The sequence below is a fragment of the Candidatus Margulisiibacteriota bacterium genome, assembly GCA_028706105.1.
Lineage (GTDB): Bacteria > Margulisbacteria > Riflemargulisbacteria > GWF2-35-9 > DYQY01 > DYQY01.
In genome coordinates this window covers 1-5,289 of record JAQWCF010000104.1, presented here as the reverse complement: position 1 = coordinate 5,289, position 5,289 = coordinate 1, and the positions used below count along the sequence as shown (strand labels likewise).

Sequence of the window (5,289 nt, the reverse complement as noted above, 5' to 3'; positions counted from 1 at the left end):
ATTATCTTAAACGCTTTTTCTTCTTTACCTTTTTCTACAATAACAACCATTCTTTCTTGACTTTCCGAAAGCAATATTTCATAAGGAGTCATGCCAGATTCTCTTTGAGGAACCAAATCCACATCTATTTCTATGCCATGATTCCCTCTTGAGGCCATCTCACTTAAGGAGCTTGTAATTCCAGCAGCACCCATATCCCCCAGCCCGACTACACAGTCAGTTTTTAAGAGTTCCAAACATGCTTCTATTAGTAACTTTTCTTGGAATGGATCTCCAACTTGAACTGAACTTTTATTCTCTGTGCTTTCGTCAGTTAATTCAACAGAAGCAAAAGTAGCACCATGGATGCCATCTCTGCCAGTAGAAGATCCTACATATAAAACTAGGTTTCCTTCTCCCTTAGCAACACCCTTAATCATTCTGCCATACAAAGAGTCTATTTCTTTATCACCAGATTGCACAACTCCCACACACATCGCATTAACTAAGCAATTGTCTGAATAAGAATCTTCAAAATAAACTTCTCCCGCAATAGTAGGAACACCAACGCAATTACCATAATCACCAATACCTTTAACTACATATTCAAAAAGGTGACGACTATTACTATCTTTTGCAATATCTCCAAATCTTAAAGAGTCTAAAGCAGCAATAGGTCTAGCTCCCATAGCAAAAATGTCCCGAATTATTCCACCGATTCCAGTAGCTGCGCCTTGATATGGCTCAATAGCGCTTGGATGATTGTGTGATTCAATCTTAAAAGAAAGACCAACACCGTCACCTAAATCTATAACTCCAGAATTTTCTCCTGGACCTAACAATACATATTCACTTTTTGTTGGGAATTTTTTTAAAACTAATTTAGAATTCTTATAACTACAATGTTCTGACCAAAGTACCGAGTACATTCCTAGCTCATTAATGTTTGGCTTTCTGCCCAATATTTCATTAATTCTGGCATATTCTTGCATGGAAAGACCATGCTCTTTCACTATTTCTGGTGTTATCTCCAAAGCAATCTCCTCCTGATTAAATCTACTGTTTGTTCTTCTGGAGTATTATTCTACCATTTAATTGAGGATTGCATAATAGTGTATCGTCAGGAATATCAGAAAAAGTTTTCTGTTTTAAATAAATTTGATTATTATCAATAAACTCCGAAACCTTGGAAGGAATAAAAAGAGAGATATCTTCATTCATATATCTATATATTTTCACCATGGTAGAAGAAATGTTCATGCCTTTTTGTTCTATTTCAACAATTTTTGCTTTTTTCAAAAAAGTACTATTAATTTCTTTATAGATAACTTCTTTGGGAAAATCTGGTCTATTGAAAACATAAAAAGTCACCAACTCCAACAGTTCTTCAATTTTATGCCAATGCTTAAGGTCTAAAATCACATCATAGCCAATCAAAAGACCAAGGTCAGTAAATCCCTCTTTCATGAAATGCTTAACTGTCTCAATTGAATATGAAATACCCTGCTTCTTAAGTTCATAATCCGAAACTTCAAAACGATGATTATCGGCAGTTGCTAACTTCAACATTGCTAATCTCTGCTCGGCAGTTGCTTTGATGCTTTTAGATAAAGGGTTCTCGTAACATGGAACAAAAACAACCCTGTCAGAATGTTTTAGCGCATGCCTAGCAATGTGCAAATGTGCGTTGTGTACAGGATCGAAACTACCACCAAAGATTATCTTTTTCATACACTATCTCCGTATTGTTTCATGTAATAGTCAGTATACACTCCAGAAGTAACATTTTCTAGCCAATTACTATTATCCAAATACCATTTCACTGTTTCTCTAATTCCATTTTCAAAAATATATTTTGGTGTCCAGCCAAGCTCGTTTTTAATTTTTGAAGCGTCAATCGCATAACGTAAATCATGACCTAATCTATCTTGCACAAATTTTATCAAGTTTTTGCTGGTTTTTTCTCTCCCTAGGGCTTCATCAACTAAATCACATAATAAATTAACAATATCTATATTTTTCCACTCATTATTCCCGCCAATATTATAGACATCACCAATTTTGCCTTTTTCCAAAACCACATCAATTGCCTCACAATGATCTGTGACATACAACCAATCACGGATATTTAAACCTTGACCATAAACTGGTAAAGTTTCTTGCTTAACAATATTATTGATAACTAAAGGAATAAGTTTCTCTGGGAACTGAAATGCACCATAATTATTAGAACAACGAGTTATTAATAATGGCATTTTAAATGTTTCATAATAAGCTCTCACCAAAAGGTCGCTCGAAGCCTTTGATGCCGAGTAAGGAGAATTAGGATTAATTGGTGTTTGTTCTGTAAAATAACCTGTTTCGCCAAGTGAGCCATATACTTCGTCCGTAGAAACATGTAGAAAGCGCATATTCGCATCTTCTTTGTCCCAAGACTCTCTTAATGCATCCAAAAGAACCTGAGTCCCAACAATATTGGTCTGAACGAAAGGTGACGAATCTTTGATGCTTCTATCAACATGTGATTCAGCTGCAAAATGAACTATTCTATTTATTTTTTGCCCATTGGAGTATTTACCTGCAAGAACGTTTAACACTAATTCTTTATCTAAAATGTCACCTTTAACAAAAAAGTATCTTTCATTGTTAACGATTTCATCTAAATTAGAAAGATTTCCAGAATAAGTAAGTTTATCTAAATTTACAATAACCGAATCTTGGTGATTATGTAGGTAATACCTAATAAAGTTTGAGCCGATAAAACCTGCTCCACCAGTAACTAAAACAATTTTCAACTAAATCCCTCCCTAAAAACCCCAAATTTGTATCCAAACAATTCTATTATATAGGTATTATTCTGGTTTTAATATCTTTTTTAACTTTTCGACTGAAGAACGATAAATTCTAGATACTTGCGACTCAGACAAACTTACCTTTTTCCCAATATCCATTAAGGTTAAATCATTGACTGTCTTCAAAGTAACTATTTTTCTCTCCATCTCGGTAAGTTGTTCCATGGCATGCCGTAAAGTTACCTTACTCTCAATTCTACCAGAAAACTCATCTGAATGCTTATTAATGCCAATGTACATATATGCTGCATCTGCAATCCAGGAATATAGTCTACTCGGGTCAGCCTTTGTTAAATATCTAATGTAATCTCTCATGGCTCCATTAATACGAGAATAAGCAAATGGCCACACTGCTGGGTTATCCAATGGCTCCCAAACTCGCAAAGTCTGCAGAAACTCTACTCTGGCAATATTCATTAAATCATCTTTATCGCTGGTTTTCATGAAACCAGGAAGTTTTCTTAAATAATTATTTACTAGGCTTCCAATTTTATAATCAAATTGTTCAAACAGCATTTCACTAAAACGACAAATTAAATATTCTTTTAAATCTATCCCCAGCTCCCTCATGGTTTCTCGAGGCAACTCCTCAGGGAAAGAACCAGACAACCAATTTGTAAGCTTTTTAAGTGCCCTTTTCTCTAATAAATCTACAACTTTAACATCTTTAAAAACTGTGTCTTCACGATACTGGTCGTATTTTTTTTGCAGTAAAACAGCTTCTTCCAAATGTAAGCCCGTTAAAATAACCATAACAAGCTCTAAGGCTTTAGACTTATAACGCTCTTCAACTTGTTTATCTATAACATTAGGAAGACGTTTAAATTCGAATTTAGTGCTAGTCGTGTCTGATGAATCTCCCCATCCAGACATTTCTTTACGAGAAAACTCTGTTTTTTTTGACAAATTTGACATAGTCAAATAATAACAAAAATATAGTTAATTTATAAGTGTTTTGTCTAACTCTTTTTGCTTACAGTGCTTATCTGCAAAAATCATTACTTTTTCTTTTAAAGATGAGTCAGCTAAAATAGAGTCTCTGATAACATCAACAATCTCTGCGTCCTTCAGTAAATCCTCACCAAACTCTACTAATAGAGCATTTTTTATTATATTTTCAACTAAATCTGATTCAGCCATATTTTTAGTTGGAAGTATCCCACACAACTTAATGAAGTCATTTAAATTGTCTTGTTCCGAAGCCATTTGGTGTCGCAAGAACTCATCATTGGCATATAGAACTGATAAGGGGACTTCGTTGGCAAAATCCGTGGTTTGTTGAATATTTTCGTAGTTGTTAGACATTTATTCTCCTGTTAATTCTAAATCATAAAACTATCGTAATTTAATTGCAACTATTGCACTATAAATCAATCGATATTTTTTAATCAATTAGTTATTAATAATGCCGATGGACTGCACTTTTATCTGCGGAACAATTTCATTGTACGACAAAACAGCAAACATTGGAAAATTTCTCTCAATAAAACGTTTGAAGTGTGGTCTCAGTCTAGGTGAACAAAGAATGATTGATGGTTTTTTCAATTTATTAAAGTTTTTCAAATGTTCTTTTATCTGGCCCAAGACACTTTCTCCAAGACCAGGGTCTAGAGCCAAAAAGGAGCCATACTCACTTTGATGAATAGCGCTTATCATGGTTTCTTCTAATCTAGGGTCTATCGTAACAACAGTAACAGTATCTTCTTTGTCTGCATACTGACCACAAACTTGTCTCGCTAAAGACTGTCGTACATACTCAGCTAAAAGATTTGTGTCTCTTGAAACGTGTGCATAGTCAGCTAATCTTTCTAAAATTGTAGAAAGGTCTCGAATACTAACTCTTTCTCTAACCAAGTTTTGTAAAACCTTATGAACTTGCCCTAAAGATAGCATATCCGGCACAAGCTCTCTCACAATCGCCGCGTTAGTATTCTTCACAAGCTCTAATAAAGCCTGAACATTCTGTCTGGTCATAATCTCGTCGGCATATCTTTTGATTGTTTCCGAGAAATGTTCAGAAACGTAATCTACAATTGTTTTAGCAGGAATTCCAAGCTGTTGTAACTTGTCCCCAAATTCAGCATTTACCCAAACTGACCTACTTCCATTAACTGGATCAGTTACCTCTTCACCATCAATTCCTTTTTCTTTAAGCTCAGCCAAAGTCATTCGAACATAATAGGCATTGGTATAACCTTCACCTAGGGCTACTTTTGTTCCGCGAATTTCCACCTTGTATTGATTAGGAGGAAGACTTAAATCGTCCATTACTCGAACGCCCGGAATAACAAAACCCAATTCCTGACCTATTTGATATCTCACCAAGGTGATTCTTTCTAATAACGGACCATTCTGGGATGGCGGGCAGGTTGTCATGACCGGGAAGCCGGATGATGTAGCTCATTCTAACTCGTTGACGGGTGAATACCTAAGTGGCATTAAAGAGATTGCAATTCCG

At 35.2% G+C, this 5,289-nt stretch carries 6 protein-coding genes; all 6 read right to left on the bottom strand.

The annotated features are described in order from the left end of the window. The coding region (locus tag PHF25_08660) for an AIR synthase-related protein (protein ID MDD4528080.1) at positions 1-971 on the bottom strand (971 nt) is incomplete at its 3' end. 64 nt (positions 972-1,035) lie between these two features. Further along, positions 1,036-1,710: a nicotinate (nicotinamide) nucleotide adenylyltransferase gene (gene nadD / locus PHF25_08655; protein ID MDD4528079.1), complete on the bottom strand. Its 675-nt coding sequence runs from the start codon at positions 1,708-1,710 to the stop codon at positions 1,036-1,038. Beyond that, on the bottom strand, positions 1,707-2,774 hold the full coding sequence (rfbB, locus tag PHF25_08650; protein ID MDD4528078.1) for a dTDP-glucose 4,6-dehydratase: 1,068 nt from the start codon (positions 2,772-2,774) through the stop codon (positions 1,707-1,709). The genes nadD and rfbB overlap by 4 nt, the downstream gene beginning before the upstream one ends. Before the next feature lie 57 nt (positions 2,775-2,831). Next, complete coding sequence (locus PHF25_08645) at positions 2,832-3,746, bottom strand: sigma-70 family RNA polymerase sigma factor (protein ID MDD4528077.1); 915 nt, start codon at positions 3,744-3,746, stop codon at positions 2,832-2,834. A 24-nt stretch (positions 3,747-3,770) separates the two neighbouring features. Continuing rightward, positions 3,771-4,136 carry a hypothetical protein gene (locus PHF25_08640; protein ID MDD4528076.1) on the bottom strand — a complete coding sequence of 122 codons (366 nt, stop codon included), beginning with the start codon at positions 4,134-4,136 and terminating at the stop codon, positions 3,771-3,773. Positions 4,137-4,223: 87 nt separating this feature from the next. Next, positions 4,224-5,207, bottom strand: coding sequence for an FHIPEP family type III secretion protein (locus PHF25_08635; GenBank protein MDD4528075.1), 984 nt, complete (start codon positions 5,205-5,207; stop codon positions 4,224-4,226). Between the last annotated feature and the right edge of the window lie 82 nt (positions 5,208-5,289).

Excerpts from the sequence above, each read along its gene's own strand:
- nadD (MDD4528079.1), bottom strand. The coding sequence starts at position 1,710 with ATGAAAAAGATAATCTTTGGTGGTAGTTTCGATCCTGTACACAACGCA.
- PHF25_08645 (MDD4528077.1), bottom strand. The coding sequence starts at position 3,746 with ATGTCAAATTTGTCAAAAAAAACAGAGTTTTCTCGTAAAGAAATGTCT.
- PHF25_08640 (MDD4528076.1), bottom strand. The coding sequence starts at position 4,136 with ATGTCTAACAACTACGAAAATATTCAACAAACCACGGATTTTGCCAAC.
- PHF25_08635 (MDD4528075.1), bottom strand. The coding sequence starts at position 5,207 with ATGACAACCTGCCCGCCATCCCAGAATGGTCCGTTATTAGAAAGAATC.